The following is a 25,416-nucleotide window of genomic DNA, read 5'->3' on the forward strand; positions in this document are numbered from 1 at the left end:
TTTCAATGGAGGCGATGACGCATGTCCGGACTGCTCTACACCGGATCCGGCCCGTACTGTTACAGCAGCTCACTGGCGATGATGCTGGGGGAGGGGGCGCCATCGCCGGGCGTTGTCGAGGTGCTGACCGGTGCGCCTTTCGGGATGGCTTTGGTGGCGGGGAAATTGCCGTTTTTCGATCCGTACGGGTGGGATCCCGAGCTCGGTCTCGATACCGCAATTTCATTGCTGGGATGGCGGTGCCGGTTCGACAGCGGTGGCGACGAGGCGGGCGCGTTGCGGCGGCTCCGGGGCGCCGTGGACAAGGGGCCGGTGCTGGTCGGTCCGGTGGAGATGGGGATGTTTCGCCATCAGCCCGGGATGGACGGGCCGATCGGGGCCGACCACTACGTGGTCGTGCTGGAGGTGGGGGACGATCAAGTGCTGATGCACGACCCGCAGGGATATCCGTTCGCGACGTTGCCGCTACCGCTGTTCCTGAGCGCGTGGCGTGCCGAGTCGATACCGTTCGGCGCGCCGTACTCGATGCGGTGCGAATTCGTTCGCGACCGCGATGTGGCCGTGGACGAGGCGCTGCGGAGAGCCATCCCGAATGCCGTTGCGTTCCTGTCGAATCGGGACGATCTTCCGGTCCCGGCGGGCACCGTGGGTGCCGGTGCGGCCGCCCTGGCACTGGCGGACCTGCTGATCGAAGATCCCGACCCGGAGTTGCGGGCGCACCTCGTACATTTCGCGATCAGGGTCGGCGCCCGGCGACTCTCCGATGCCGCGGCGGCCCTGCGCCACCTCGATCTCGGTGCCGCGGCCGACGTGGCCGCCGCCCAAGCACGTCTCGTGGGCGCACTGCAATACGACGTCGTGACCGGCGACAACGCCTCGGCCGCGGCGACGCTGCGGCGGCTCGCACCGACCTACGAAACGCTCGCCGCGACGCTCTCCTGAGATCCGGTCAGCGCCAGTAGGCCCGGGCGGCGATGTTCTGCTTGGGCAGCTTGGTCTTCAGCGACTTCACGATCGCGCGGGTGGTGGCCGCGTCGCAGGCGGCCCAGCCGAAGCCGTCCGGGGCGCAGCTCAGCGATTCCGCGGCCTGGCGGAGCAATTGGCCGTAGTTCACCCGCTCGACCCAGGTCACCTCGGTCTTCGGGCCCGACCGCACCGGCAGCGTCCGGTCGGACTCGTACTGCCACTCCAGCCACACCCGGGCCGGGGTTTCGCCGATGGCGTCCAGCAGCGAGTTGATGGCGGGCAGCGAGGCGGTGTCGCCGAACACCACGAATTCGGACGGAACCGGCTCGGGGACAGCGAATTTCGAGCCCATCACCGTCGCGTCGATCACATCGCCCGGCGACGCCTGCGCGGCCCAGGCCGAGGCCGGTCCGCCGTGCAGGGCGAATTCGATATCGAACGCGTCGCGGGACGGATCGGGGTCGACCAGGGTGTAGCCGCGCTGCAGCAGGCTGCCGTTGTCGTCCGGGAACCACATGCGAATCCACTGCGTGGGGTGCACCGGATGTTCGGCCAGCAGACCACCGCCGGTGAAGCCGAGCCGCAGGTAGTTGTCGCTGATGCGATCCACCGAGGTGACGGTCAGGCGGTAGTCGTCGGCGCGCAGCGCCTTGAGGACGAGTCCGTTGATGCCTTTACCCATATGGTTAGGTTAGCCAAACCACATCCCTTCGTCGCGCCCAGAGTCGTGAGTTACTATTCACGAAGGTTAGGCAAGCCTAGCCTTTGACGCTTGATGAAGGCTGCTTCGAAGAATGCTGCGGCCGGTGAGGAGTCCGATGCTCGGCAAGGCTGACGTTCGCGACATCGTGGCGGGGGAGCTCGGGGTGGACCCGGACTCGATCGGCTACGAGGACGATCTGGTGAGCCTGGGCATGCACTCGATGATGCTGATGCAGCTCGCCGCCCGGTGGCGCAAGCAGGGGCACGAGGTGCGCAGCTCCGAACTGGCCCTGCAGCCGACCGTCGCCGCGTGGGCCGAACTGCTGGGCAGTCCCGCCGAGCGGGAGGAACCGGTGGCGGTTCCCGCGGCCGCCCCCGAAACCGATGAATTCGCGCTGGCCACAATGCAGCACGCCTATTGGGTCGGGCGACGCCAGGACCAGCGCCTGGGCGGTGTCGCCGCGCATCTGTACGTCGAGTTCGACGGCCGGGGCGCGCAGGCCGACCGGATGCGACGCGCGGTGGAGCGGCTGGTGCGCCGGCACGACCAGTTGCGCGTGCAGTTCACCGACAGCGGGACGCAGCGGGTGCTGCCCGAACCGCTGCGCCCGGTCTTCCATCTCGTCGACCTGACCGCCGAATTCGACGGCGGCCGCATGGAACTCGAGCGGATCCGCCAGGAGAAGAGCCATCAGCGGATGGACGTCGAGGCGGGCCAGGTGATCGATATCACGCTCACGCTGCTGCCGGACGGCGGGCATCGCGTGCACGTCGACGTCGATATGCTCGCCGGAGATGCGCTGAGCTACCGCCGAATTCTCGACGACCTCGCAACCCTCTACGAAACCGACGCTGACGCAACGGATTCCATCGGCTACACATTCCGTGAATATCTGTCCGCCAAGGAACGCAACGCCCCCGACAACTCGGCGGCGAAGGCGTGGTGGGAGAACCGGATTCGGCAGCTGCCCGATATTCCGTCGCTGCCGGTACTGCCCGAGAACGAGCGGCGCGACCCGGCGCGCAGTATCCGGCTGCACCACTGGTTCTCGCCGGAGGCGAAGGCACAGCTCAACAAGGTCGCGCACGGGAACGGCGTCACCCCCGCGGTGGCGCTGGCGACCGTGTTCTCCGAGGCCATCGCACGCTGGTCGGCGCAGCAGCGGTTCCTGCTGAACGTGCCGCTGTTCGACCGGGAACCGCTGCACGACGACGTCGAACGGGTGGTGGGCGACTTCACCAACTCGGTGCTGGTCGACGTGGACGCGCGCGAGCCGGAGTCGATGGTGGCGCGGGCCAAGCGGCTGCAGCGCGAATTGCACACCTGCGCGGCGCATTCCACCTACGAGGGCCTCGACGTACTGCGCGACCTCGGCCGGTTGCGCGGCGCTCCGGTGACGCCGTCGGTGGTGTTCACGTCCGGACTGGACCTCGGCGAGCTGTTCTCCGACCGCGTCACCCGGATCTTCGGCGAGCCGGTGTGGATCCTGTCGCAGGGACCGCAGGTGGACCTGGACGCCCAGGTGGTCGAGCTGGCGGGCGGGCTGATGGTGAACTGGGACGTGCGCCGCGACGCCATGCCCGCCGGTGTGGTCGAGGCGATGTTCGCCGAATTCCGGCAGTTGCTGCTGACGCTGGTCGACACCGACGCCGATTGGCAGGCCCCGCTGTCGATCGCGCTGCCGGAAACGCAGCGGGCGGTGCGGAATTCGGTCAACGACACCCGGAAAGATCTCGGTGACCGCAACCTGCACGATGCCTTCTTCGCCCGCGCCGCGCAGCATCCGGAGCGGGCGGCGCTGCGGTGGCGCGACGGTGGATCCTGCAGCTACGGCGAGCTGTCGGCGCAGGCGCTGGCGGTCGGCCGCGCCCTCGCCGATGCGGGCGTCCGGCCGGGCGACACCGTCGCCGTGGTGGTTCCCAAGGGGCACCGGCAGATTCCCGCCGTGCTGGGCGTCCTGGCCTCCGGCGCAACCTATGTCCCGATCGGGACCGGGCAGCCGCAGGCGCGTCGGGATCGGATTCTGGCCCGGGCGGGAGCCCGGGTGGCCATCGTCGACGACACCGTGGAAATGCCGGCGGATGTCACCGCGATCCGGCTGACGGATGCGATGACGGGACCGCGCCTGGACCGCGCGCACGGCGGTGCCCCGGACGCGCAGGCGTATGTGCTGTTCACCTCCGGTTCCACCGGTGAACCGAAGGGAGTCGAGGTCGGTCATCGCGCCGCCGCGAATACGATCGACGCTCTCGCAACGCATTTCGGGCTGGGCGCGGACGACCGCCTGATCGGCCTGTCCTCCCTGGAGTTCGACCTGTCGGTGTTCGACATCTTCTGCCCCCTGTCTCTCGGCGGCGCGCTGGTGTGTGTGGATGCCGACACCGAGCGCGACGCGGCCGCGTGGGCGGCGCTCATCGCCGACACCGGTGTCAGCGTGCTCAACTGCGCCCCGGGCCTGATCGGCATGCTGCTCGATACCGCCACCGCCGAACAGCTGCGGTCGCTGCGGGTCGTGATCACCGGCGGCGATCGGGTGAAAACCGAACTGGCACGGCGGTTCCGGGCGCAGGTCCCGGGTCTGCGGTTCGCGGGCCTGGGCGGCACGACCGAGACCGCCATCCACTCCACGGTGTGCGAGGTCACCGACGCGTTCCCGCCGGAGTGGGATGCGGTGCCCTACGGCACGCCGCTGGCGAATGTGCGGCTGCGCGTCGTCAACGAGCGCGGCGAGGACTGCCCGGACTGGGTGGTGGGCGAATTGTGGATCGGCGGAACGAGTGTCGCGGACGGCTACCGGGGCGACCCGGAGCGCACGGCGCAGCGGTTCGTCGAGATCGACGGCGTGCGGTGGTACCGGACCGGCGACATGGCCCGCTACCTGCCCGACGGCACCGTGGACTTCCTCGGCCGCGCCGACCACCAGGTGAAGATTCGCGGCTACCGGGTGGAGCTCGGCGAGGTGGAATCGGCGCTGACCGGGCTGCCGCAGGTCCGCGAGGCCGTGGCGCTGGTGACCGATTCGGGTCGCCTGGTGGCCGCGGTGACGGGTGGGGCCGACGTCGATTTCGGCCCGGCACTGCGGGAGTTGCTGCCCGCCCACATGATCCCCGAGGCGGTCGAGGTCCTCGACACGATTCCGCTGACCGGCAACGGCAAGGTCGACCGGGCGGCGATCCGTCGCGTGATCGACGCCGACGCGCTCGCCGCGCGCACCGCGTACGTGGCGCCGGAGAACGAGGTCGAGGCGGCGGTGGAATACATCGCCGCACAGATCCTCGGCGTCGAGCAGGTGGGGGTCGAGACCGACTTCTTCGAGATCGGCGGCAACTCCATCCTGGCCACCACGCTCACCGCGAAGGTCCGCGGGCTGCTGGCGGTCGAGAAGTTCGGTGTCACAGAGGTTTTCGAGGGTCGCACGGTGCGCCGGATCTGCGCCGGGCTGCTGGCGGGCGAGGCCGAGGCCGGCCGCCTGGCGCAGGTGTCGCGGATCCTGCTCGAGCTCGCCGAGGTGCGCGTGCCGGAACCCGTCCCGGCGAGATGATCTGCCGGATTCGCGTAGTACACAGATTGGTTCGATAGATGCGTTCGCTGGAAGACCTGCAGGTAGCCATGGCGGCCCGGTTGGCCGAGGAGGGCCTGGCCACCGCGGCGGCGGTGCCGGCGCGCCGGGATCCGACCCGGGCGCCGCTGTCGTTCGGACAACGGTATGTGTGGGCGCATCAGCAGATCGCACCCGACAGTGCGGCCTACAACCTGTGCCTCGCACTGACTTTCGCCGGGACCGTCGATCCGGCGGCGCTGCGGTCGGCCTTCGAGGCGCTGGTGCGGCGGCACGAGGTGCTGCGCACCACCTATCACACCGACGAGCACGGCGAACCGTTCCAGCGCATCCACCGGGAGCTGCCGCCGCGGCTGACCGATGTGGACCTGACCGGCGCCGCCGAACCCGATCGCCGCCTGGCGGAACTGGTGGAGGCGGCGGCGCGGGAGACCTTCGACCTGACGGCCGAATCCTCGCTGCGGGTCACGTTCGTGCGGACGCATGCCGCGAAACTCGTTGCGATCGTGGTGATCCAGCACATCGCGTGGGACGGCATGACGCTGCCCGCGCTGTCGCGGGACGTGGAGAACTTCTACCGGCAGGCCCGGACCGGCCCGGTCGAGGTGGAGCCGCTGCGCCTGCAGGTGGCCGACTTCGCCGAATGGGAGCAGGACCGCTTCCACGCCGAGGAACACGCCGACGAGATCCGGTTCTGGGAAACCAGATTCGACGGCGAGGTCCCGGAGCTGCAGCTGCCCTACGATCGCCGCCCGGTCACGGTCTCCGAGCGCGGCGCCCGCTCCGATCGGCTGCTGGGCTCGCGTGCGGACGCCAACTTGCGGCACCTGACCGCGCAGCTGCGCACCACGCCGTTCTCGGTATTCCTCGCCGCCTACCACCTGGCGCTGCGGCAGATGACCGGTCAGCACGACATGGTGATCGGCACGACGGTCGCCAATCGCGAGGAATCCGGGATGGAGCTGCTGATCGGCAACCTCAGCAATATGCTCCCGCTGCATATCGCCGGCGGCGCGGGCTCCTTCGCCGAGCTGGTCGAGCAGGTTCGGGCGGTGATCACGGACGCGTTCCGGCACAAGAACTTCCCGCAGGAAGGCATCGTGCGGGCGGTGAACCGCACCACCGGGAACGTCGGTTCCAAGCTGTTCGACACCATGGTGCTGTTCCTGCACCAGAAGATCGACGGACCGCAGCTGCCGGAGGCCACCACCAGCTGGGAGCTGGTGGACAACGGGTCCGCGCTGCTGCCGCTGGTGGTCGAGACGTTCATGCACGGCGACCGCACCGACGTCCAGATCACCTACCGCACCGACCTTTTCGATGCGGCGACCGTCGACCGGCTGCACGAGTACATCGATCGGATCCTGGCCGAGGCCGCGGCCGATCGTCCGGTGCGGGAACTGCTGACGCTCTCCGCCTCCGACCGGGCGAATCTGGACGACTGGTCGCACGGCACCGCGGTGGATATCGTCCCGGAAACGGTCGACGCGATGATCCGCTCGGCCGCCCGCGACCATCCGCACCGGACCGCCGTGGTTTTCGAGCAGACCGAGCTGACCTATCGCGAATTCGATTCGCGGGTCAACGGACTCGCACGCCTGCTGCTGGCCCGCGGCGTGCGCAACGGTGACCGCGTCGGCGTCTACGCCGAGCGCAGCGAACGGTTACCGATCGTCTTCGCCGCCGTATTACGCACGGGGGCAGTGTATTTCCCGGTGGACCCGAGCTATCCGTCTGACCGCATCGAGTACCTGCTGGGCGATGCCGAGCCGACGCTGCTGGTGCGCTCGGCGTCGGCGGCGCAGGAGCTGCCGACCACCGATGTCCCGGTCGTCGACCTCGCCGACCCGGCGATCGCGGAAGAGCTGTCCGCACAGGACGATTCGGTGCTCGCCGCGTCCGAGCTGTCGCGCCCGATCCATCCGCTCGACGGCGCCTACCTGCTCTATACCTCCGGCACCACGGGCCGTCCCAAGGGCGTGGTCGTGAACCACCGGGCCGTGGCCAACCACGTGCAGTGGATGCGCGACTACCTCGGATTCGGCGAGGAACGCATCCTGCAGAAGGCGCCGATCGGATTCGACGTCTCGGTGTTCGAGCTGGTCAACGCGCTGTGCACCGGGTCGGCGACGGTGCTGCCGCCGCCGGACTGGTGGCAGGCCGACGTGGAGGCGCTGGCGGGCATCATCCATCGGCACCGGATCACGCAGATCTCGCTGGTGCCCAGCGTCGTCCGCGCCTTCATCGACGCCGGGCCGGATCCCGCGCGGCTGCAGTCGATGCGCTACGTCTACCTCGGCGGCGAGTCGGTGCCGCCCGCGCTGGTCGAGGAGTCGAGCCGGTTCTTCGGCGGTACCGTGCTCGGCCTGTACGGGCCGACCGAGGCGGCCATGGACCTGATGCACGAGGACTTCGCGAGCACCCGCGAGCGGCGCGGCTCGATCGAATCGGCGCTGATCGGCCGCCCCGAATCCAACTCGTCGGTCTACGTGCTCGACGAGCACCTGCGGCAGGTGCCGCCCGGCGTGGTCGGCGAGCTGTACCTCGGCGGCGCGCAGCTGGCCCAGGGCTACCACCGGCGGCCCGATCTGACCGCCGGCGCCTTCGTCGCCTGCCCGTTCGCCGGGACACCCGGCGCGCGCATGTACCGCACCGGCGACATCGTGCGCTGGAATTCGCAGGGGCGCATGGAATATCTGGGCCGCGTCGACGATCAGGTGAAGATCCGCGGCCACCGCATCGAGCTGGGCGAGATCGGTACGGTGCTGCGGCGCCTGCCCGGTATCGCCTCGGCGGCGGCCGTCACCGTGCAGCAGGGGAGCGGCCCCGCGCTGGTGGCTTACTATGTGCCCGAACCGGATTCGGATCACCCGGCCGACGACGCCGACCGCATCAAGGCGCAGCTGGCCGAGCGGCTGCCGGAGTACATGATTCCCTCGGCACTGGTGCGGCTGGACGCCCTGCCGCTCACCGTGAACGGGAAGCTCGACCGGAAGGCGCTGCCCGCACCGGATCTGGGCGGCGGCAGCGGCCACGGCCGGACCCTGCGCGAGGGCGCCGAGCGCGTGGTCGCCGAGGTGGTGCGGCAGGTTCTCGCCCTTCCCGACGCCACCGAACTGGCGGCCGACGACGACTTCCTCGCCCTCGGCGGCGACTCGATCACCGCCATCCGGATGGCCTCCGCGCTGAAGAAGCGCGGCCTGTTCATCACCACCAGCGCGCTGTTCGACGCCCGGACCGTCGCCCGGATCGCCGCCGCGACCGAGCCGATCAGCGAGCACGGCGCCCCCGCACTGGCCGAGGTCGGCGACGAAACCGGCTGGATCCCACTGAATCCCATCGCCACCCAGCTGACCGAGCTGGCCGCGGACTACAGCGGATTCAGTCAGGCCACCGCGGTGGTGACGCCCGCGCACAGCACGCTGGAGCAGGTGGCCGCGGTCGTCGCGGCGCTCGTGGACCGCCATCCGATGCTGCGGGCCCGGATGGCCGAGGATCCGGACGGACGGATCGCCTTCCAGGTCCCGGGCCCGGGTGAGACGGCGGCCGAGCCGACCCTCACCGAGGTGGTGCTGGACGGCGAAAGCTGGGACCGCACAGCGGGTTCGGAGCTGCGCGAGCAGCTGCGGCACGTGAGCGAGTTGCTGGATCCGGCCGCCGGGCGCATGGTCGCCGCCGTCTGGCTGCGATCCGGCGACGGCGCGCACGGCCGGTTGCTGCTGGTGATCCACCACCTGGTGGTCGACGGCGTGTCCTGGCGCATCATTCACGACGACCTGGCTCAGCTCTGGGACAACCCCGGTGCGACAACGGAATCCGGCACGTCGGTCAAGACCTGGAACACCAGCCTCGCCCGGCTGGCCACCGCGGACGCCGTCGTCGACACGCTGCCGTACTGGGCCGCGGCGGCGGCGGGCGCCGACCCGCTGCTGGGCAGCCGCGAACTCGACCCCGCCGTCGACACCGTCGCCACCGTGCGGGAGATCACGGCGGCACTGGATTCCGACGACACCGCCTTCCTGATGACCACCGCCACCACGGCATTCGGGTGCGACTTCCTCGACCTCCAGGTGGCCTCGCTCGCCGTGGCCATCCATCGGTTCCGCAGCCGCCGGGAGCGGGACGCGGACACCGTATCGCTCACCATGGAACGGCACGGGCGCGTCGAAACCCTGTTCGCCGGTGTGGATCTCGCCAACACCGTCGGATGGTTCACGACCACCTACCCGGTCAACCTGGACGTGACCGGTGGCAGCGACGTCGAGTCCGCGGTCAAGGCCGTCAAGGAGCGTCTGCTCGCGGTCCCCGACTCCGGCATCGGCTGGGGCATGCTGCGCTGGCTCAACGACGACACCCGGACCCGGCTCGAGCCGTACTCGGCGCCGCAGATCAGCTTCAACTACATGGGCCGCTTCGCCGCCGCGGGCTCCGAGGGGGTGGCGCAGGAGTGGAGTGCCGCACCGGAATTCGGCTACCTCGGCGGGCACGCGAACGCCACCATGCCCGCCCCGGCGCTGCTGGACATCAACACCGTCGCCCTGACCGACGACGACCGGGTGACCCTGCAGTCCTCGTTCCGGTTCCCGGCCGGTCCGCTGTCCGAGGACGACGTGCGCGAGCTGGCCGAACTGTGGACCGAGGGGCTCGGCGAACTGGTGAAGACCGTGCGGGACAACCCCGCCCGGCGGCTCACGCCCAGCGATGTCGTGGCCGACGAGGTGACCCAGCTCGACCTGGATCGCTGGCAGTCGATGTACCGCGGATGCGTGGACATCTATCCGCTGGCACCGCTGCAGGCGGGTCTGTACTTCACGGCGCTCGGGACATCGGGCACGGACTTCTACAACGTGCAGACGCTCATGGGCGTCCGTGGCGACCTGGACGTGCCGCGGCTGACGCGGGCGTTCGACACCGTGCTCAACCGGTATCCCAATCTGCGCGTGACCATTTCGGTCTCGCACGCGGGTCAGCCCTACGCGATCGTGGCCGACCACATGGCGATTCCGGTGCGGGAGATCGACTTCTCGGCCCTGCCGGACGCGGAGGAGCGGCTGGAGACGTTCTACCGCGCGGATCAGGCCGAGCAGTTCGACCTGGCGCGCGGGCCGCTGCTGCGCGCCACCGTGGTGCACCTGCCCGGCAACGCGCACATGGTGGTGCTGACCTCGCACCACCTGCTGACCGACGGCTGGTCCGGTCAGCTGCTGCCGCGCGAGCTGTTCGCCGAGTACGGCGCGCCGGGCGCCGAGCCGCTGGGCGATCCGGGCACCTTCGCGAAATTCCTGCAGCTGACCCGCGATCGGGAGGAAGCCACCGAGGCGGCCTGGCGTGACTACCTCGACGGTGTGCAGCCGTGCCTCGTCGCACCGAGCCGGACGCCCGACAGCTCGGGCGTGCCGGCGGGCCGCTCCTTCACCATCGACGACGAGCTGGTGAACCGGGCCACGGAGGTCGCCGGGGAGCTCGGCACCACCTTCAGCGTGGTCTGCCAGCTGGCCTGGGCCAATGCGCTGCGGTACGTCACCGGCGAGCAGGCGGCCGTCTTCGGCGAGGTGGTGTCGGGCCGTCCGGCCGATCTCGACGGGGTGGACAACGCCGTGGGCTGCTTCGCCAACACCATTCCGGTCGCCGTCGACCTGAACTCCGAATGGACCTGGCGCGAACATCTCGCCGAAATCCAGCGACACCGTGTGGAACTCATGGAGCACCACCAGTTCCGGCTCACCTCCGCGATCCGGAATTCCGGTGCGCGCAAGCTGTTCGACAGCATGTTCGTCTTCCAGTCCTATCCGCCGGGCCGCGAGGACCTGGCGCGGCTGCTGCGCGAATCCGACCTGGAACTGGTGTCGTTCGAGGGCGGCGGCGCCACCGACAACGCCCTGCTGCTGATGGTCTTCCCCGCGAATTCGCTGCTGCCCAGCGATGCCGTGCAGGCCGTCGTCTTCTACGCCGAGGACGCCTTCGAACCCGACGACGCCCGGATCATCGAGACCGCCTTCCACAACACCCTGCGCGCCATCGCCGGACAACCCGACGTGCGGGTCGCCGCGGCACCGGTGCTCGACGACGAGGACCAGGGCCTGTTGGTGATGCGGCGGATGTGGCAGTAAGTGCGAAAAGGAGTTAATGACATGGCAACTGGACCCGGTTGGATCCGACAGTTTCACAAGCCCCGCGCGGCAGGCAGTGCGCCGCTGGTGATCTGCCCGCACGCGGGCGGCGGCGCCTCGACGTATCGGCCTTTCTCCGCCCGGCTGCGCGAGCATTTCGATGTCGTGGTGCTGCAGTACCCGGGCCGCCAGGACCGTGCCCGCGAGGCGGCCCCGCAGACGCTGCCCGAGGTGGCGGCCGGGGCCTTCGAGGAATTCGCGCGATCGTCGTTCCATCGCGGTGAGCCGATCACGATCTTCGGGCACAGCATGGGCTCGATCGTGGCGTTCGAATTCGCCCGGCTCGCCGAATCCGCCGGTGTGCCGGTGCGTTTGCTCGGGATCTCCGGTGCGGTGGCGCCCTGGCGGGTGGCCGAGATGCCGAATCATCCGACCGAGGACGAGCAGTTGCTCGACCACGTCGCCGGGCTGCAGGGCACCGGGTCGGATGTGTTGGGCAACCGGGAGCTGATGCGCATGGCGCTGCCCGCGCTGAAGGCCGATTACGCCGCGTTCGACCGCTATTCGTGTTCGCCGGACGTGCAACTCGACGTGCCCATCCAGGCGATGGGCGGCAGCGACGACGAGTTCGTCACGATGGGCGACCTGTACGGCTGGCAGCGGCACACTACCGCGGATCTGCAGGTGGCGCTGTTCGACGGCGGGCACTTCTACCTGCACGATCAGGTGGCGGGCATCGCGGAACTGCTTGCGGGAGAACTGGAAACCGCGCGATGAGCGACGCGACCGACGATCCGATCGTCATCTCCGGCATGGCCGTCGAGGCGCCGGGCGGGATCGAGACCCCCGCGCAGTACTGGACTGCGCTGGCCGACTCCCGGGACCTCATCGGACCCTTCCCGCGCGACCGCGGCTGGCCGGTCGAGCGGCTACTGTCGCTGTCGGAGTCCGAGGGCTGGGCCAAGGTGCCCGACGCGGGTGGGTTCCTCAGCGGTGCGGCGGAATTCGATCCGACCTTCTTCGGTATCACCCCGCGCGAGGCGGTGGCGATGGATCCGCAGCAGCGGGTGGCGATGCGGGTGGCCTGGCGCGCGGTGGAGAACGCCGGTCTCAATCCCGCAGCGCTGGCCGGTGACGAGGTGGGCTGCTACATGGGCGTGTCCTACACCGAATACGGCCCGCGCTGCGACGAGGTGAACGAGTACACCGGCTACCGCGCGACGGGCATGGCCCTCGGCGCGGTGGCGGGCCGGATCTCGCACGGCCTCGGCCTGATCGGGCCGTCGGTCAGCGTCGACACCGCCTGTGCCTCGTCGCTGTCGGCGCTGCATCTGGCGGCGGGCGCGATCCGGAACGGCGAGTGCGACTGGGCGATCGCCGGCGCCGTCTGTGTACTGGGCTCGCCCGCAGGGTTTTTCGAGTTCTCCAAGCAGCACGCGCTGGCCTCGGACGGGCAGTGCAGGCCGTATTCGGAGGACGCGACCGGCACGCTGTGGGGCGAGGGCGCGGGAGTGGTGGTGCTGGAACGCGAATCTCGCGCCCGCGCACTGGGTCACCGGATCTACGGCAGGGTGCTGGCCACGCGCGTCAACCACAACGGCGCCGGTGCGCCGCTGGCCGTGCCCCGCGCGGAGGCGCAGGAACGGCTGATCCGCAAGACGGTTGCCGCGGCGGGTATCGCGCCCGAGGTGATCGGGATGATCGAGGGCCACGGCACCGGTACCTCCGTCGGCGACCCCCTCGAACTCGTTGCGCTGCAGCGTGTCTACGGCGCCGGCGGCGCCCCGCTGCTGGGCTCGGTGAAGTCGAACGTCGGGCACGCGCAGGCCGGTTCCGGCATGCTCGGGCTGGTCAAGGTGCTGCTCAGCGGGCTGAACGGCCATATCGCGCCGACGCGGCACGCGGAAAACCCCACGCGCAAGGTGGATTGGGAATCGTCCACGCTGCGCCTGGCCGAGAAGTTGCAGTACTGGGAACCGATCGACGGGATGCGCTACGGCGCCGTCTCGTCGTTCGGCGTCGCGGGCACGAACGCGCATGCCATCGTGGCGATGCCCGTGCAGGAAGAGGAGATCCATGTCTAGCCACCGGCTTCCGGACGGCAGCGTCCCCGTTCTGCTGTCGTCGGACGGCCCCGAGCTGCTGCGAGCCGAGGCGGCGGCGATACTCGGATATCTGGAACAGCGGCCCGCCGTCACCCCCGGCCAGGTCGCGGACATGCTGCTGCGCACCCGTTCCGCCCGTCGGCATCGCGTGCTGGCCATGGTCACCGAGCGGATCGAACTCCTCGAGGCGCTGCGCGCGATCGCGGCGGGCGATCCGCATCCGGCGGTGATCGCCGGTGGCCCGGCGATCCCGCGCCGCATCGGGTACGTCTTTCCGGGGCAGGGCAGCCAGCGGGCCGGGATGGGCCTGTCGTTCTACGAGCATTCGGCGGCGTTCCGGGCCGCGGTGGACGAGTGCGAGGCGGTGTTCCAGGAGCTGTACGAGCTGTCGCCGCTCAGCTACCTGCTGGGCCGCGGCGAGCACGATGAGAACGTGCTGCGCATCGTGCAGCCCGCGCTGTTCATGCAGATGCTCGGCCTGGCCGCGATGTGGCGCGCCGCCGGTGTCGAGCCCGCGGTGACGATCGGCCACAGCCAGGGCGAGATCGCCGCCGCCGTCGTGTCCGGGGTCATCCCGCTGGCCGACGCGGTGCGGGTGGTGACGATGCGCGGTGGCCTCGTCGACACGATCGCCTCGCAGAACGGCATGGAGGGCAAGTACTCGATGGCGGTCGTCGGAGCGGACCGGGACGAGTGCGAGGCGCTGCTCGCCCGGCGTTCGGGCTGGGCCGAGGTGTCGGTGATCAACTCCGCGCACGTGCTGGCCCTGGGCGGTGATCGCGACGTGGTGTCGGACATCGTCACGATGCTGACCGAGAACGGCAAGTTCGCCAAGGAGATTCGCGTCCCCTATCCGGCGCATACCACCGTCGTCAGCGAGTTCCGCGACCGATTCTGCGACGACGCCCTGATCCGCGACCTGGATCAGCCGCACTTCGCCGCCACCGAAATCGACTGCCTCGGTGCCACACTCGGCGCCCCGATCACCCCCGACCTGCCGGTCGGCGACTACTGGTACTGGAATCTGCGCAACCGTGTCCGCTTCGACCTGGCGATCGCCGCGGCCGCCGCGCGCGAGGTCGACACCTTCCTCGAGATCGCCGATCATCCCGCGCTCATGCTGGCGATCGGGGAGAACCTGAGCGGTGTGACGCCCCAGCGGGACTTCCTCACCGTCGGCACCTCCCGCCGCACCGCGGACGATTTGAGCGAATTCACCCGCAACCTGGCGACGGTCGCGGTCAGCGATGCGAACTATCGCTGGGATGCGCTGCGGGACAGCGCCTCCGGTGGCGCTCCCACGCTGCCGCTGCCGGACTTCCCGAACACGCAGATGAACGCGAAGCCGCTGTGGGCGTTCTCGCACCCGGCGAACGGGCACACCGCGGTCGCGGCGCCGACCGGTGTGGAGGCGGCCCCGCAACAGAGGGGGGCAACGGCGGTGAGCCCGGGTACGGCGGCCCGAACCGCAACGGCCGCTGCGGAACCCGCCGTGCCCTCCGAGACCGTGCAGCCCGGCGATGCCCCGCAGCCCGACAGCGTCCCGCAGCCTGTCCCCGAGGCCGGGACCGCCGTCCCGCAGCGACTCGTCGAGCATTGGACACGGCTGCAGCGGCGGGCGCTCGTGCCGCCGCGCACCATGGCGCTCGTGGACCACACCGGCCGCTGTGCCGACCTGGTGTCCGCGGTCTGCGCGGTCGCGCCGCGGCACGGTGCCACCGTCGTCTACACCGACGAATCGGGCGCGCCCACAGCGCCGTTCGACACCCTGGTCGTCCTGGTACCGCCGCCGTCGGATACCGAGATCGGCGCGGCCGTCGACGATCTGGCCGAATTCCTCGGCGACCGCTCCTGGTTGCGGGACACCCGCGGGATCACCGACGTCTGGCTGGTGACGACCGGTGGCGAGCAGGTGCTGGAGACCGACGTGCCGGGGCTGTTCCACGCGGCCGCCCAGGCCGGATTCCGTTGTCTGGCGGCCGAGCACGTCGGCGTCGGGTTCCGGCACATCGATCTGGATCCCGCCGCCGACCCGGATACCTCGGCGAAGGCGCTGGCGGGCGCGTTGCACATCGCCGGGGAGCCCGAACTCGCGGTCCGCGACGGCGGGGTCTACGCCAAGCGTCTCGTCGTCGACGACACCGCCGAGGACCGCCCGCTCGGCGCCCAGGACCTCCGCGAGGTCGTGATCGTCGGCGGCACCGGCAAACTCGGCCTCGACCTGTGCGAGTACTTCACCGAGCACGGCGCGAACCGGATCACGCTGATCAGCCGGTCCGGCGGCGATGCCGCCGCGGTGCAGCGCATCCGGAACCTGCGGCGCGTCGGCAAGGCCGAGATCGTCGTCCGGAACTGCGATGTCGGCGACGAGACCGCGGTGCGGGCCCTGGCCGACGACTATCGCGGCACGCCCGCGACGCTGATCGTGCATGCGGCGGTCGACTATTCGGCGGCGGCGGCCGATCCCACCCCGGACGCGCTCCGCGCCGCCGCCGCATCCAAGGCGGTCGCACTGGACCACCTGGTGCGGCACTTCCCGCTCGCCGCGGACGGCCGCATCGTCCTGTGCTCCTCGCTGTCGGCCACCTTGGGCGGCCGCGGTCACCTGGCGTACTCGGCGGTCAACCGGCTGCTCGACGCCGCCGCCGGGCGGTACCGGGCCGGGGGCCTGCGCTGCTCGTCGGTGCAGTGGGGGCTGTGGCGCGCCGTGGGGGCCGACCACGCCGACGCGCTGGCCAGGATCAGCGGCGCCGGGCTGCTGCCGATGGATCCCGCGTCGGCCGTCGCGGCCGCGTTCCCGCCGGAGCCCGCGAATATCCTTGTCACGGCCTCGGATTGGGGCCGGATCCGGGAGCTGTACTCGGTCTTCGGGTACGAGCGGCTGTTCGCCGAGCTGCCCGAGGAGTCGCCGCAGGTGGTCGCGGCCGTCCCAGCCGATACCGCCGTCGCTCCGGTGCTACCGGAGACGAACGGCAATTCCGCTGTGGCCCCGGCGAATTCGCACGAAATGGCGGTGGCTGCCCCGGCCGATACCGCGGAGACCGTGCGGCACGCCCTGCGGACCGTCATGGGCCTCGGGGGCGCCGAGGCCATCGACGGCTCCGTGCCGCTGGTGGCGCTGGGCCTGGATTCGTTGCAGGCCTTGGATTTGCGCAAGCGCATCGAGTCCGACCTGAAGCGCGACCTGCCGGTTACGGCCATCCTCGGCGGCGCCTCGCTCGACGAGGTGGTGTCGCTGCTGAACTGACCGCGGGCGGGGTGGAGTCGGCGGGTCAATTAGGTTAGCGTTACCAAAGTAATTGGCTCGATGAGCGCACAGACGGAGAGCATTGTGTCGGAATCAGTGGCAGGATCGGGAGTGGATCACGCGATCGTCGTCGAGTCGGTCGAGAAGTCGTTCGGCGCGGTGCAGGCCCTGCGGGGCATCACCTTCAGCGTGCCCGCGGGCAGCGTGCTGGGCGTGCTGGGACCCAACGGCGCCGGCAAGACCACCACCGTATCCATCCTGTCCACGCTCACCCGGCCCGATGCGGGCCGCGCGGTGGTCGCCGGATACGACGTGGTCGCCGAGGCCGCCCAGGTGCGGTCGTCGATCATGCTCACCGGTCAGTACGCCGCGCTGGACGAGATGCTCACCGGCCGGGAGAACCTGGTGCTGTTCGGCCGCCTGATGGGCCTGCGCCGCAAGGCAGCCGGGGCGCGTGCCGAGGAACTGCTCGAGCAGTTCGCGCTGACCGAGGCCGCGGACCGGCGGGTCGGCCAGTACTCGGGCGGCATGCGCCGGCGCATCGACATCGCCTGCGGGCTGGTGCGCCCGCCGCGGGTCGTCTTCCTCGACGAGCCCACCACCGGCCTGGATCCGGTGAGCCGCCAGAGCCTGTGGGCCCTGGTGCGTTCGCTCAAGGAGCAGGGCGTGACGATCCTGCTCACCACGCAGTACCTCGAGGAGGCGGATGCGTTGAGCGACAACATCATCGTCGTCGACAAGGGTACCGTGATCGCCGAGGGCACGGCCGACCAGCTCAAGGCCCGCTCGGGCGCGAGCTACTGCGAGGTGGTGCCGGTCGACGCCGCGGATGTGCCCGCGGTGGTGACGGCGCTGTCGAGCCTGGGCGAGGTCACGGTCGCGGATTCGCAGGACCGGGTGTCGCTGCCCGCTCCGGGCGGAGCCGCGACGCTGTCGGAGGCGCTGGACCGGATCAACGGCGCCGGAATCGAACTGATCGATATCGCGCTGCGCCGCCCGTCGCTGGACGAGGTCTTCATCGAGCTGACCAAGCCGGCCGTGGGGGCCGGGGCATGACGGCGGCGGCGAAATCGCCGGACGTCCTGCATGTTCCGGCGTGGCTGCAGTGGAGCGCGCTGAGCGGCCGCAATATTCGCACCACGCTGCGCGAGGGCGATGTGGTGCTGGCCTTCGCGGCGCCGCTCGTGTTCTTCGTGTGTTTCTATGTGCCGCTGCGCCGTTCGATGGAGGCGTCGGGCGTCGACTACGCCCAGTACCTGCTGCCGCTGATCGTGGTGTTCGCGATGTTCTTCACCTCGATGTTCGCCGGTGACCGGGCCGCACGAGAGGTCACCGGAGGGATGGCCACCCGGCTGCGCTCGATGCCGGTGCCGCCGTGGATTCCGGTGACCGCCCGGATATCGGCGAACCTGGTGCGCGCGCTGGCCGCGCTCGCGGGCGCCCTGGTGATCGGGACGATCTTCGGATTCCGCTTCCATTCCGCCGGGGCGGCACTGGTTTTCGTGCTGATCGTGCTCGGTTTCGGTGCGGCGCTCGTGATCGCCACCGACGCCCTCGGCACCGTCACCCGCAACTCCGAGCTGAGCGGCACCGTGCTGTTCGGCCCGCAGCTGCTGCTGGTGATGACGTCGACGGGTTTCGTTCCGGTGCAGGGCTTTCCGGGGTGGATTCAGCCGTACGTGCGAAATCAGCCGGTATCGCAGGTGACCGACGCGCTGCGCGGCCTGGCCGATGGCCGGTACGTGTCGGAGCTGGGTGTGGCCGCGCTGTGGATCGTGGGCCTGCTGGCGGTGGGCGCGGTGCTGGCGGTGCGGGCGGAGGGAAGGCGAGCATGAGTGTCGCGGTGGATGTTTCGATGACGGACTCGCGGTCCGGCGTGGGATCGCTGCCCCAGCAGAGCCTGGTGGAGGCCGGTCGCCTGCTGCGCCGGTGGTCGCGGCAGCCGGAGGTTATCACCAGCACGCTGGTGCTGCCGATTCTGCTGCTGCTCATGTACGACCTGGTGCTGGACAAGTCGCTGGGCGCGACCGGCGGCGACGATCCGATCTACGGTTTCGTGCCGATGATCGCGGTCGCCGGGACCATGTACGGCGCCATGGGCACCGGCATGTCGCTGTACGGGGAGCGGGAAAGCGGTCTGCTGCGCCGGTTCTGGGTGCTGCCGATCCACCGCTGGGCGGGGCTGACGGGCCGGCTGCTGGCCGAATGCGGCCGCGCCGCCGCCGCGACGATCGTGGTGGTCGCGGTCGGGATGCTGCTGGGCCTGCGCTTCCAGGAGGGCTGGGCCGGGGCGTTCGGCGTGCTGGCGATCCCGGTCGTCGTGATCGCCGGATTCACCCCGCTGGTGATCATGGTCGGCGTCAGCAGCATCGGCGACAAGGTGGTGCAGCTGTTCGCGATCGTGGTGCTGATCGGCATGTTCTTCAACTCGGGTTTCGTTCCGGTGCAGAACTATCCGGGCTGGCTGCAGCCGATCGTGCGGGCCCAGCCGATGAGCTGCGCCATCGACGCCATGCGCAATTTCACCCTCGGCGGGCCGCTGCTCGTCCCCGTGCTGCAGACGCTGGCGTGGGCAGTGGGGCTGGCCGCCGTCTTCGGTGCGCTGGCGGTGCGCGGCTATCGCAGGGCCGCCGAGAGTTAGCCACCGTTCGCGAACGAATCGCATTGTGGCCCTTGCGCTTACATCTGTCTTTACATCCGGCGAACGTTGCTGATATTGCGGTCCCGACGCCATGACCGGCGCTAGAGTGGTGATCAGCCGCTGACCGCCCGGCGCGACGACGCGCTTCGGGGCGCCGTGGATCGTGGTGACACCCCGCGCAGAGCTGATCACCACGGCACCGTCGCCGGAGCCGGGCTCCTCGGAACCCACCCGCAACCGATCCACGCCACGGAGAGTGCGCCGGTCAGCGTCGCGACCGCCGCGCGCCCACCGGTAGCGAGCCGTCCGGGCAGATTTCATCGTTGAACACCCTTCGCGAACGAGGCTGTGTCGTCGTGTGCCGACGTCCGTCCTCGTCCGGCGACGTCTGCCATCGGGACTCCGGTGCCACCGTGCGGCACATTCGGCACTCGGTGTACCGGTGCCGACCGCTTGTGTGTCATCAGGAGAAAGTCATGAACGCGCAGTTCTCGGCTCCGGAGCAGGTCATGCGGCCTGCGCAGTCCTCGGTCCGGATCGCCCCGCTGGGGGTGCCGCCCGCACGCGACACCCTTCATATCGCGATGGTGGTGCCGCCCTACTTCGACGTCCCGCCCAAGGCCTACGGCGGCGTCGAGGCCGTCGTCGCCGATCTGGTCGACGCGCTGGTCGGGCGCGGTCACGAGGTCACGCTGCTGGGGGCCGGCGAGCCGGGCACCAGGGCGCGGTTCATCCCGGTGTGGGACAGCATCCAGGCCGACCGGCTGGGCGATCCGTTCCCGGAGGTGCTGCACGCGTTGAAGATCCGCCGCGCCCTCGAGCAGCTCTGCGCGCGCGACGGCATCGACCTGGTGCACGACCACACCTTCGCGGGTCCGCTCAACGCCCCGTACTACCGGGATCTCGGCCTGCCCACCGTCGTCACGGTGCACGGGCCCGTGGACGGCGATCCCCACCTCTACTACAGCGAGCTGGGACGCGACGTGTCGCTGGTGGCGATCAGCGATCGCCAGCGCGAGCTCGCCCCGGACCTGAATTGGGCGGGGCGGGTGCACAACGCGCTGCGGATCGGCGATTGGCCCTTCCGGACGGACAAGAGCGACTACGCTCTGTTCCTGGGCAGGTTCACCGCCGACAAGGCGCCGCACCTGGCGCTGGAGGCCGCACACGCCGCCGGCATTCCGCTGGTGCTCGCCGGCAAGTGCAACGAACCCCCGGAGAAGGCGTATTTCGATAGTGCGGTGCGTCCGCTGCTGACCGAGAACGACCATGTTTTCGGCATGGCGGACGTGGCCGCCAAGCGAAAGTTGTTGTCCGAGGCCACATGTCTGCTGTTCCCGGTGCAGTGGGAGGAACCGTTCGGAATGGTGATGATCGAGGCGATGGTGTGCGGCACGCCGGTGGTGGCGTTGCGCGGCGGCGCGGTGGCCGAGGTGATCGTCGACGGCGTCACCGGCCGCATCTGCGACGACCCGGCCGAGCTGCCGGTGGCGGTGAAGGAAGTCCAGGAGTACGACCCGGCGGCCTGCCGGGCGCACGTGGCCGCACACTTCGGCGAGGACACGCTCGGCCGCGGCTACGAACAGGTGTACCGCCGGGTGCTGCGGTCGCGGGCCGCGATCGGGCACAGTGGTGGCAGCGGAGCGTACCGACGCAAGAGTCCGATCATGCCGGAAAGGATGCCGTATGACCGGTCCCACCCCGTTGAATTCCGGTGAGCCGTCCGTGCTCGGCAGCTCGGGTGGCGCGATCACCCTGGTAGAGGGCAGTACATTCTGCCTGTCCGACCGGGTCGGCGATGTCGAGCCCGGCACCGCGCAGGGGCTGTTCTACCGCGATGCCCGGGTGGTGTCGCGGTGGGAGCTGCGGGTCGACGGCCAGCGCCCGGAGCCGCTGTCGGTGCTCAGCCCGGAGGCGTTCACCGCGCGGTTCATCGCGCGGCGGCCGCCCCGGGCCGGGGCCGCCGACAGCAGCCTGCTGGTGGTGCGGGAGCGGCTCGTCGCCGACGGGTTGCGCGAAACGGTGAGCGTCGAGAATCTCGGGCGCGAGCCCACCGCGGTCACGCTCGAGCTGTTCGCCGACGCCGACTTCGTGGACCTCTTCGCGGTGAAGGAGGGCCGCGAGGGGCACGGGCGCGCCGAGGTCATGGTCACCGACAGCGAACTGCTGCTCAACGATCGTTCCGACCGGTCGCGCGGCATGGCGATCTCGGCGTCGGAGCCGCCCACGGTGCTGCCGGGGTCGCTGCTGTGGCGGGTGGTGGTCCCGGCGGGCGGGCGCTGGAGCACCGAGATCCTGGCCCAGCCGACGCTGGCCAATCAGCGCGTGAGCCTGCCGCTGCGGCCCGGCGAGCACTACGAGGCCAGCGAGCCCGGCCGCAAGATCGAGGCGTGGCGCGATACGGCGACCAAGCTCACCACCGGCGACCCGCTGCTCACCGCGGTGCTGCAGCGTACCGAGAGCGACCTGGGCGCCCTCCAGATCCACGACGACTCCCACGACGGGCGCACCTTCGTCGCGGCCGGTGCGCCCTGGTTCATGACCCTGTTCGGGCGGGACAGCCTGCTCACCGCGTGGATGGCGCTGCCGCTCGACGTCGGCCTCGCGATCGGCACCCTGCAGCGACTGGCCGAGTTGCAGGGGCAGCGGGTGGATCCGCTGACCGAGGAGGAACCGGGCCGGATCATGCACGAGATCCGGCGCGGGCCCTCGGGCGGGCTGGCGCTGGGCGGCGAGACCTATTACGGAACCGTCGACGCCACACCGCTTTTCGTGATGCTGCTGGCGGAGGTGTGTCGGTGGGGCGCCCCGGCGGATGCCGTGCAGGCATTGCTGCCCGCCGCCGACGCCGCGCTGGATTGGATCACGCACTTCGGCGACCGCGACGGCGACGGATTCGTCGAGTACCAGCGCGCCACCGACCGGGGCCTGATCAACCAGGGCTGGAAGGACAGCTTCGACGGCATCAACGATGTCGCGGGTCACCTGGCGGAGGCGCCGATCGCGCTGTGCGAGGTGCAGGGCTACGTGTACGGAGCCCTGCTGGCGCGTGCCGAGTTGGCCGACGAGTTCGGCGACGCGGCCACCGCCACCCGAATGCGCGAGCATGCGTCGCAGCTGCGCACCAAGTTCAGCGAGGCGTTCTGGCTGCCCGAAAGGGGTTGGTACGCGGTCGCTCTGGACGGTAGCAAGCGCCGCATCGATGCGTTGACCAGCAATGTGGGGCATTGCCTGTGGTCGGGGATCGCCACCGACGAACAGGCCGCGCAGATCGTGCAGCGGCTCGCGTCCCCGGAGATGGATTCCGGATTCGGTTTGCGCACACTGGCTTCCGATATGGGCGCGTTCAATCCGATGAGCTACCACAACGGTTCGGTGTGGCCGCACGACACCGCGATCACCGTGGCCGGGCTGCTGCGCTACCGGCACATCCCGGGCGCCGTCGAACTGGCCACCCGGCTGGCCGACGGCCTGCTCGACGCCGCCGCGGCCTTCGGCGGCCGGTTGCCCGAATTGTTCTGCGGTTTCCCGCGGTCCAGGTTCGCGGCGCCGGTGCCGTATCCGACCTCGTGCTCGCCGCAGGCCTGGGCCAGCGCCGCCCCGCTACTGCTGGTCCGCTCGTTCCTCGGCCTGGATCCGGACGCGCCGCGCCGCACCCTCACCGTGCTCCCGCACCTGCCGCCCCGCTGGGGGCGCGTCGAACTCACCGACCTGCGCCTGGGCGGCTCGGTGATCGACCTGGCAGTCGACGGTGACCACATCACCGCCTCGAACCTCCCCGACGACTGGCGCCTGATCACCCACTGAAGCCGGGTATCACCAGCCGCTGTCGGTGATGCCCTTCTTGCCGCCGTCGAAGTCGATTTCGTCCACATCGACGAACTGCATTTCCGAATCCGCTGTGCCGGAATGTCGTTCGGGTGAGTCGGGCGGTGCCGTCGACACCGGCGGGGCGACCGGAACACGCTCGGTGAGATCGGGCAGACCCTCGATCAGATCCGACAGCTTGGGCAGCCGCGCCCGCTGCGCCTGCAGCGGCTGCATGAGTTCGGATGTCTTCCGTGTCATTTCCGCCGCGGCCTTCTGCGCGGCTTCGGTGATACCGCGAGCTATTTCCGGGTAGTCGAGATCGCTGATGTCGGAATTGAACCGGGTCTCGATCACGGTGCCGTCGGCGTTGACCGTGACCATGACGCGCTTGCGGCAGGCGGTTCCGGTCGCGGTGAGCTGGGCCCGGCGCTGGTGAATGTCGGCGATGGTCTTCACTTGATCATCGAATGCGGTGAGGAGTTCGGCCAACTCCCTTTTCGCGTGCTCGTTCGACACGTTTGCTACCGGAAGCCGTCGGCACTGGTACGGTCGGAATCACCGTGCAGTTTCGACGATTTCTGCTGGCCATCGCCGTGTTCCGAGGAATGATCCGAAAGATTGCCGGTAAGTTTCTTCAGATTCCGGCGTGCGGCCTCGTAACCGTTGTTGTTCTCGCCGTTGGCGAAACGGTCGCCGTATTGGTCGTTTCCCCAAGGGGTTCCCCGTCCCTCGGCCGCCGCCTGCAGTGTGGTCAGCGCATCGGAGATACGGTCGCTGACCTGCTTGGCTTTATTGGCGGCCTGACGCTGCAGCTCGGGATCGGTTTCGACATTCTTACCGGTCAAGGCGATGCTCCTCCCCTGGTTGTAACTATTTACCCTAACCCCGGCGGGGCGGTACGGGCAATGTCGCAATCCGGAGTATGTGTGCCACGATTTCTCGGGGGTTGTGATCATCGAACCGTCATGGGACGGTGTTTGTTCGCCTGACCGGTCGGTTGCTGAAGTACCGGACAGAATATTTCCCGGCGGCAGGTGCGGGAAATTTTCGGGCAGAATTGTTCGCCAGGGGGTGTCTGTGGGTCCGGTCGGGATGGTGTTTCCTTCATGGTGATTTGGAAGCCTCCGCTGGCAGACGGTCTCGGCTGGCTGGTCGGAATGGAATGGCCGGACGGTAACGAGGACTCGATGTGGGGCCTCGCCGACGATTGGAGAGCGGCGGCCTCGTCGCTGTCCGATATCGACACCGATATCGACGCCGCCATCGCGGCCATTCGCACGGCCTACCCCCAGGGGTCCGGCGGCGATGCGATGATCAAACAGCTGCAGGCGATGCGGGACGGGGAGGGCTCGGTCGACGAGCTGGTGAAGTGGTTCAACAGCGTCGCCGAGACCGCCGACTCCACCGGCACCGAGCTCGAGTACACCAAGCTGATGTTCCATTCGACGCTCATCCTGCTGGCGGCGGAAATCGCTGCGGCGTGGTTGTTTCCGCCGACGGCGCCGGCCACGGAAGCGGCGCTGGTGGCCGGAACCCGGGTCGGCGTGCGGATGATGATCAGGCAGCTGATCTCCCGCATCGGTCAGCACGGGCTGAAGAATTCCATTGCGGCGGCGCTGAAATCGCAGTTCACCAAGCGGCTCATGATCCACATGGCCATCGACGGCGGCATGAACGCGGTGCCGGATGCCGCGATTCAGGGCTACCAGACGATGTTCGGGCGTCGCGACAAGGTCGACTGGGGGCAGGTGGCGGTCTCCGGCGTCTCCGGTGCGGCGGGATTGCTGGGCGCGGGCGTCGGCAAGGCGGCGCTGGGGCCAATGGGAAAAGTGTTCGGCGACAAGATGCTCGGCAAGCGTTCGATGGCCGACCGGGCGGCCGGTGCGCTCGGCGGGGGCGCCAATGCGGTGGGCGCGTGGGCGGCGACCGGGGCGATGACCGGCCAGTGGCATTTCGACCCGCGGATGGTCACCGCGGGGATGGCCCCGGGCGCGATGCACGGCGCCGGGCACGGTCTCGGTCCGGGTATGCGGGATGCGCCGGGTGGGCTCGGGAAAAGCGGTTTCGACGGTGGCGCAATGCGTCCCGAGGGGCCGTCGCCCCATACCGACGGCGCAGCGGCCAGTCCGAAGTCCACGCCCGACGGCGGTGACGCGCCCGCGCACGATGTTGCGCCGGTCGGGCACGACGGCGGCGGTGTCGCCGATCGCGGCGTTCCCGCGGGCGCCGAGACGCGGCCCGCGGCGGCCGATCCCGGTGGCGGGTCCGACCATTC

The 25,416-nt window shown here is 69.8% G+C and carries 15 protein-coding genes; 12 read left to right on the forward strand and 3 right to left on the reverse strand.

Annotated elements, in window-relative coordinates; all coding sequences use genetic code 11:
- Positions 1 to 21 precede the first annotated feature (21 nt).
- On the forward strand, positions 22 to 942 hold the full coding sequence (locus NM1_RS16785) for a YobF C-terminal domain-containing protein (protein WP_068020578.1): 921 nt from the start codon (positions 22 to 24) through the stop codon (positions 940 to 942).
- Positions 943 to 949: 7 nt separating this feature from the next.
- Here NM1_RS16785 and NM1_RS16790 read toward each other — a convergent pair whose 3' ends face one another.
- Entirely contained in the window at positions 950 to 1,648 is a 699-nt protein-coding gene (locus NM1_RS16790) for a siderophore-interacting protein (protein WP_068020579.1), read from the reverse strand.
- A gap of 136 nt (positions 1,649 to 1,784) precedes the next feature.
- Between NM1_RS16790 and NM1_RS16795 the strand changes: the two genes are divergently transcribed.
- From NM1_RS16795 to NM1_RS16840, 10 genes are all read left to right on the forward strand, one after another.
- Positions 1,785 to 5,210, forward strand: a complete 3,426-nt coding sequence (locus tag NM1_RS16795) for a non-ribosomal peptide synthetase (RefSeq protein ID WP_068020582.1) — start codon at positions 1,785 to 1,787, stop codon at positions 5,208 to 5,210.
- 38 nt (positions 5,211 to 5,248) lie between these two features.
- Entirely contained in the window at positions 5,249 to 11,338 is a 6,090-nt protein-coding gene (locus NM1_RS16800; RefSeq protein WP_068020584.1) for a non-ribosomal peptide synthetase, read from the forward strand.
- 21 nt (positions 11,339 to 11,359) lie between these two features.
- Positions 11,360 to 12,115 (forward strand): thioesterase II family protein, encoded by a 756-nt coding sequence (locus tag NM1_RS16805; protein WP_068020585.1) that lies wholly within the window; start codon positions 11,360 to 11,362, stop codon positions 12,113 to 12,115.
- Positions 12,112 to 13,422: a beta-ketoacyl [acyl carrier protein] synthase domain-containing protein gene (locus NM1_RS16810; RefSeq protein ID WP_068020587.1), complete on the forward strand. Its 1,311-nt coding sequence runs from the start codon at positions 12,112 to 12,114 to the stop codon at positions 13,420 to 13,422. The genes NM1_RS16805 and NM1_RS16810 overlap by 4 nt, the downstream gene beginning before the upstream one ends.
- Positions 13,415 to 16,690: a nocobactin polyketide synthase NbtC gene (nbtC, locus tag NM1_RS16815; protein ID WP_084519711.1), complete on the forward strand. Its 3,276-nt coding sequence runs from the start codon at positions 13,415 to 13,417 to the stop codon at positions 16,688 to 16,690. The genes NM1_RS16810 and nbtC overlap by 8 nt, the downstream gene beginning before the upstream one ends.
- A 60-nt stretch (positions 16,691 to 16,750) precedes the next feature.
- Positions 16,751 to 17,746: a daunorubicin/doxorubicin resistance ABC transporter ATP-binding protein DrrA gene (locus tag NM1_RS16820; protein WP_068020590.1), complete on the forward strand. Its 996-nt coding sequence runs from the start codon at positions 16,751 to 16,753 to the stop codon at positions 17,744 to 17,746.
- Positions 17,743 to 18,525 carry an ABC transporter permease gene (locus NM1_RS16825; protein ID WP_068020592.1) on the forward strand — a complete coding sequence of 261 codons (783 nt, stop codon included), beginning with the start codon at positions 17,743 to 17,745 and terminating at the stop codon, positions 18,523 to 18,525. The genes NM1_RS16820 and NM1_RS16825 overlap by 4 nt, the downstream gene beginning before the upstream one ends.
- Positions 18,522 to 19,331 (forward strand): ABC transporter permease, encoded by an 810-nt coding sequence (locus NM1_RS16830; RefSeq protein WP_246011569.1) that lies wholly within the window; start codon positions 18,522 to 18,524, stop codon positions 19,329 to 19,331. The genes NM1_RS16825 and NM1_RS16830 overlap by 4 nt, the downstream gene beginning before the upstream one ends.
- 509 nt (positions 19,332 to 19,840) lie before the next feature.
- The gene (locus NM1_RS16835; protein WP_084519714.1) at positions 19,841 to 21,049 is read left to right on the forward strand and encodes a glycosyltransferase family 4 protein; all 1,209 of its coding nucleotides are present in this window, start codon (positions 19,841 to 19,843) and stop codon (positions 21,047 to 21,049) included.
- On the forward strand, positions 21,018 to 23,138 hold the full coding sequence (locus NM1_RS16840) for an amylo-alpha-1,6-glucosidase (RefSeq protein WP_068020595.1): 2,121 nt from the start codon (positions 21,018 to 21,020) through the stop codon (positions 23,136 to 23,138). The genes NM1_RS16835 and NM1_RS16840 overlap by 32 nt, the downstream gene beginning before the upstream one ends.
- 9 nt (positions 23,139 to 23,147) lie before the next feature.
- On the opposite strand, the gene NM1_RS16845 is transcribed toward NM1_RS16840, so the two are convergent.
- Positions 23,148 to 23,657, reverse strand: a complete 510-nt coding sequence (locus NM1_RS16845) for a YbaB/EbfC family nucleoid-associated protein (protein WP_068020597.1) — start codon at positions 23,655 to 23,657, stop codon at positions 23,148 to 23,150.
- Positions 23,658 to 23,662: 5 nt separating this feature from the next.
- A complete protein-coding gene (locus NM1_RS16850) occupies positions 23,663 to 23,986 on the reverse strand; it encodes a hypothetical protein (protein WP_068020598.1) in 324 nt (107 codons plus the stop codon).
- A gap of 261 nt (positions 23,987 to 24,247) precedes the next feature.
- Between NM1_RS16850 and NM1_RS16855 the strand changes: the two genes are divergently transcribed.
- A partial coding sequence (locus NM1_RS16855; protein ID WP_157123938.1) for a WXG100-like domain-containing protein occupies positions 24,248 to 25,416 on the forward strand: 1,169 nt, incomplete at its 3' end.

This window comes from Nocardia mexicana NBRC 108244 (assembly GCF_001613165.1).
Classification (GTDB): domain Bacteria; phylum Actinomycetota; class Actinomycetes; order Mycobacteriales; family Mycobacteriaceae; genus Nocardia; species Nocardia mexicana.

Coding starts and splice junctions, on each gene's coding strand:
- NM1_RS16820 (WP_068020590.1), top strand. CDS start 16,751: ATGAGCGCACAGACGGAGAGCATTGTGTCGGAATCAGTGGCAGGATCG.
- NM1_RS16800 (WP_068020584.1), top strand. CDS start 5,249: ATGCGTTCGCTGGAAGACCTGCAGGTAGCCATGGCGGCCCGGTTGGCC.
- NM1_RS16785 (WP_068020578.1), top strand. CDS start 22: ATGTCCGGACTGCTCTACACCGGATCCGGCCCGTACTGTTACAGCAGC.
- NM1_RS16805 (WP_068020585.1), top strand. CDS start 11,360: ATGGCAACTGGACCCGGTTGGATCCGACAGTTTCACAAGCCCCGCGCG.
- NM1_RS16810 (WP_068020587.1), top strand. CDS start 12,112: ATGAGCGACGCGACCGACGATCCGATCGTCATCTCCGGCATGGCCGTC.
- NM1_RS16835 (WP_084519714.1), top strand. CDS start 19,841: ATGCGGCCTGCGCAGTCCTCGGTCCGGATCGCCCCGCTGGGGGTGCCG.
- NM1_RS16840 (WP_068020595.1), top strand. CDS start 21,018: ATGACCGGTCCCACCCCGTTGAATTCCGGTGAGCCGTCCGTGCTCGGC.
- nbtC (WP_084519711.1), top strand. CDS start 13,415: ATGTCTAGCCACCGGCTTCCGGACGGCAGCGTCCCCGTTCTGCTGTCG.
- NM1_RS16825 (WP_068020592.1), top strand. CDS start 17,743: ATGACGGCGGCGGCGAAATCGCCGGACGTCCTGCATGTTCCGGCGTGG.
- NM1_RS16790 (WP_068020579.1), bottom strand. CDS start 1,648: ATGGGTAAAGGCATCAACGGACTCGTCCTCAAGGCGCTGCGCGCCGAC.
- NM1_RS16830 (WP_246011569.1), top strand. CDS start 18,522: ATGAGTGTCGCGGTGGATGTTTCGATGACGGACTCGCGGTCCGGCGTG.
- NM1_RS16795 (WP_068020582.1), top strand. CDS start 1,785: ATGCTCGGCAAGGCTGACGTTCGCGACATCGTGGCGGGGGAGCTCGGG.